3 protein-coding genes are annotated in these 4,336 nt (G+C 38.4%); 2 read left to right on the plus strand and 1 reads right to left on the minus strand.

Annotated features, from left to right (window positions below):
- Positions 1–86: 86 nt before the first annotated feature.
- Positions 87–1,481: an APC family permease gene (locus AACL61_RS09015; RefSeq protein WP_086142656.1), complete on the minus strand. Its 1,395-nt coding sequence runs from the start codon at positions 1,479–1,481 to the stop codon at positions 87–89.
- Between the two features lie 229 nt (positions 1,482–1,710).
- Between AACL61_RS09015 and AACL61_RS09020 the strand changes: the two genes are divergently transcribed.
- Positions 1,711–3,003 (plus strand): alkaline phosphatase family protein, encoded by a 1,293-nt coding sequence (locus tag AACL61_RS09020; RefSeq protein WP_102816051.1) that lies wholly within the window; start codon positions 1,711–1,713, stop codon positions 3,001–3,003.
- Between the two features lie 9 nt (positions 3,004–3,012).
- Positions 3,013–4,260, plus strand: a complete 1,248-nt coding sequence (locus AACL61_RS09025) for an MFS transporter (protein WP_102816052.1) — start codon at positions 3,013–3,015, stop codon at positions 4,258–4,260.
- Positions 4,261–4,336: the final 76 nt, after the last annotated feature.

Consider the following 4,336-nt stretch of genomic DNA (forward strand, 5'->3'; position numbering starts at 1 on the left):
ATCAAAAATCGTAGTCCGGATTTTACTGTTAGAGAACCAAAAATTAATAGTTAATTCCCAGCCTCATCATAATTTAGAAATAAATTTTAATTACCTGGGATATCACTTTCATCTTGGAAGTTAAATTCGTTGGCATGACGAAGGGAATAGCAGAAGTAAACTCCTAATCCGACTACTAGCCACAATAAGTATGTTAACCAAGCATTAAGTGAGATGCTTACTAATAAAACAATACAGATCAATACTGATAGCACAGGAATAATGTTGCCAAAAGGTACCTTAAATGGTCGCTTTAATTCTGGATAACGGTACCGTAAGATAATTACGATAAGCGAAATCAAAGCAAAAACAACCAATGATCCAATGTTGGCGATTAATGCAAGATAATGGAGATCGAATTCTCCAGCTAGGACAGCTGCAAGAAGTCCGACTAACCAAATAGCACGATTAGGACTTTGAGTTTTGTCATTAACTTTAGCGAGGCCTTGAGGAAGAAAAGCACTTCGACTCATTGACTTCATGATATTTGAGCCAGCATAGATGAATGCGAAGACAACAGCCATAATTCCTAAAACAGCACCAAGCGAAACAATCTCAGCCACGTATTTATGACCTTTAGTTAAAAGAACATATGACATAGCTTCAGAGACATTCAAATCTTTATAGCTTAGAACTCCCGTCATAACAAGACTAACTAAAATATAGAGGGCCGTTGAAATGACTAAACATAAAATTATTGCCCGGGGAATATTCTTATCAACGTCTTTAGCATCTTCAGCAGAAGTAGCTAATGCATCAAATCCAAGGAAGGAGAAGAAGACAGCAGATGCTCCTGTGAAAATTCCTTTGTATCCATATGGTAAAAATGGGTGCCAGTTAGCTGGATTAATATGTTGAGCACTAACAACGATAAATAGAACAATAATAAAGATTTTGACACCAACCAAGAAGTTATTAACAAATTTACTTTCACTAGTTCCCCGTGTCAGAATAATCGTCATAAAAAGGATCATCAAGACGGCGGGGAGATTTACATAACCACCAGCTGCAGGCGTAACCAGTAATTTATGTGGTAAATTAACTCCGAGAACTTCAAGAAATGATTGCACGTACCCAGTCCAACCATTGGCTACTGTAGCGGTAGTAGTAACATAGACCCCAATCAGCGTCCATCCAGCAAGGAACGCCATAAATTTACCAATTGAAACCCACGCGTAGTAAAAGGCACTTCCTGAATTGGGCAAACTAGTGGTCAATTCTGAATAACAGAGACCAATTAAACCACTAGCAAGAGCAGCAATCAGAAAAGAGAAAACAATTGCGGGGCCTGAATCTTCCGCGGCGACAATTCCAGTTAAAACTAAAATTCCAGTTCCAATGATTGCGCCAATACCTAGAATAGAAAGGTCGAAGAGGCCGAGAGTTTTCTCATGCTCTTTTCCCTTGGGTAACTGATTTTGCATGATTATGATTCCTTTCATAAAATACTGAAAACTGAAACTTAATTTTACATTAAAAATTACTGTGAATCAAATTTCACTTTAAAACTTATTGGCAATCCACGGTCTCCCAATAGGGGTTAACCGTTCTATCATACAAATTTTAGTGCTTACGATGAGAATGACTTTTGATAATTTCTTTCAAAACTAGTTATTAACAATGATTTATTTTAAAATAGCTAATGAGTTTGAAAAGAAAGCAGATGAACTGATGAAACAGCATAAGCTAATTGTTATTTCGCTAGATTCACTAGGTTTTCGTGACCTAAACGAATTACGTCAATTAACACCGATATTAGCAGATTTAATAGAAAAAGGAACATGGGTGAAAAAAGTTGAGGGAATCTTTCCAACGTTAACTTATCCATCCCATACTTCGATTATTACTGGTCAGTATCCGGCTGTACATGGAATTATTAACAATACTAAATTGCAGCCGCGCCGGCAATCGCCTGACTGGTTCTGGTATCGAAAAGATATTCAATCAATACCTCTCTATGATGTTGCAAAAGAAAAGGGCTTAACAACTGCTGCATTTTTGTGGCCTGTGACTGCTGGCAGTAAGATTGATTATAACCTTGCAGAAATCTTTCCTAATCGAATTTGGACAAATCAAGTACTTGTTTCATTAAAGGCAAGTAGTCCGTTATTTCTATATGAAATGAATAAGAAATATGGTAAATTACGGCACGGGATTAAGCAGCCATGGCTTGACGATTTTGTAACAGCATGTGCGGTTGATACAATAAAAAATAAAAAGCCGGACTTAACATTGATTCACTTAGTTGATATGGATAGTATGCGGCACCGTTATGGAGTTCGGTCACCACAAGCCAAGGAAGCATTACACCGTCTAGATAAACGCGTAGCTAAGATAATTCAAGCGACAAAGGATACCGGTACTTACGCGCAAACAGACTTTGTAATTTTAGGGGATCACTATCAAATTAATGTTGATAAGATGATTCATTTGAATATGCTATTTGCGCAACAAGGACTTCTTCACCCTCTTGGAAAGAAAAGTACTTATCGAAATAACTGGCAAGTCACTGCTAAAACTTGCGATGGAGAAACTTATATTTACACTCGTGGTGCCGTGGATCGAGGAAAACTTAAGCAAATGATTGCTGGTGTTGAAGGGGTTGAGCGAATCTACGATAACGCAGCGGCGATCAAGCGGGGTGCAGATCCTAAGTGCACATTCCTCGTCGAAGCCAAACCAGGATACTATTTCACCGATGAGGTAAACAGGCCAGCGATTGTCGAAAAAGTTGATCCAGAATCAATTGGAACTCACGATCGTTATCGTGGCGTTCATGGTTACGGGCCAACACAAGCAAATTACTTCACTACCGCTATTTTTGCTGGTTCCCAAATCAAAAGTGGTGCGACTGTTGAACATGCTCGCTTGGTTGACGAAGGACCGACATTTGCTAAATTATTAGGATTACATTATCCGACTCCAACTGCCGGACAAGCAATTGATGCAATCTTTAAAGACTGAGGTGACGTTGTGAAGTTTACGAGACAACAATGGCAATGGATTTTTTATGATTGGGCAAATTCTGGTTATGGAATTTTAGTTGTGACCGCTGTTTTACCAGTTTATTTCAAAGCAGTAACTGATCATGCCGGTGTTAGTGCAGCAAACTCGACAGCACTGTGGGGGTATGCTAATAGTTTTGGTACACTTGTTATTTCATTACTAGCGCCTTTATTAGGGGCATTGGCTGATTACCCGTATGCAAAGAAGCGTTGGCTAAATCTTTTTACCTGGTTGGGAATTATACTGACAATTGGGCTTGCCCTTGTTCCAACTAAATACTGGCAACTACTTTTAATCGTTTATATCGGGTCAATTATTGGTTACTCAGGAGGAAATCTATTTTATGACAGTTTTTTAACAGATGTGGCCGATAATAGGCAAATGGATCGTGTTTCATCGACTGGTTATGGAATGGGATATTTAGGAGGAGTGGCCGTCTTTATTATCTTTTTAGCAGCAGAACTAAGTAAGGGCTTTGGCGGTCTCCTAAACAGTTATGGAGTAGCTCGATTTAGTTTTATTCTGGCTGCAGTTTGGTGGGTTATTTTTGCGTGGCCGTTATTAAAAAATGGTCATCAACGTTATAGCGTCAACAGTGTGGCAAATCCTTTTGTCGATAGTTTGCGTCGTCTGAGAAGAACTATGCAGCATATTAATCAATATAAGCAGTTGACATGGTTTTTAGTTGCTTACTTCTTCTATATTGACGGTGTCGATACAATCTTTACAATGGCAACGGTTATTGGTAAAGACTTAGGAATTCAAACAACGATGCTAATGGTCGTTCTGTTAGTAGTTCAGTTAATTGCTGTTCCATTTTCAATTTTATATGGTTGGTTTGCTAATAGATTTTCTACGAGACGAATTATTATGCTGGGCATTATCGTTTATTTCTTTATTTGTCTTTATGCTTTACGGTTAGAAACTTTGACTGATTTTTGGATTTTAGCTATTTTAGTTGGGACAAGCCAAGGCGGACTCCAAGCACTTAGTAGATCATACTTCGGCCGCCTTGTTCCTAAAAATGACAGTAGTGAATTTTTTGGTTTCTATAATATCCTTGGGAAGTTTTCCGCAATTCTCGGTCCCTTTATTGTCGGAATCGTTACTCAATGGACTGGTAAATCGACGGTCGGTGCAGCTTCATTAAGTGTTCTATTTGCCCTGGGGTTAGTTATGTTTATATTTGCTTCGGCTATTAAGGATAAATCATGAGGCTGGGAAAAAACTCCTAGTCCAAAATAAAAACCGGATGATGAATTTTTTGAACAATTCATCATCCGGTTTTTAT

It is taken from the genome of Limosilactobacillus reuteri subsp. porcinus (assembly GCF_036621895.1).
GTDB lineage: Bacteria > Bacillota > Bacilli > Lactobacillales > Lactobacillaceae > Limosilactobacillus > Limosilactobacillus reuteri_J.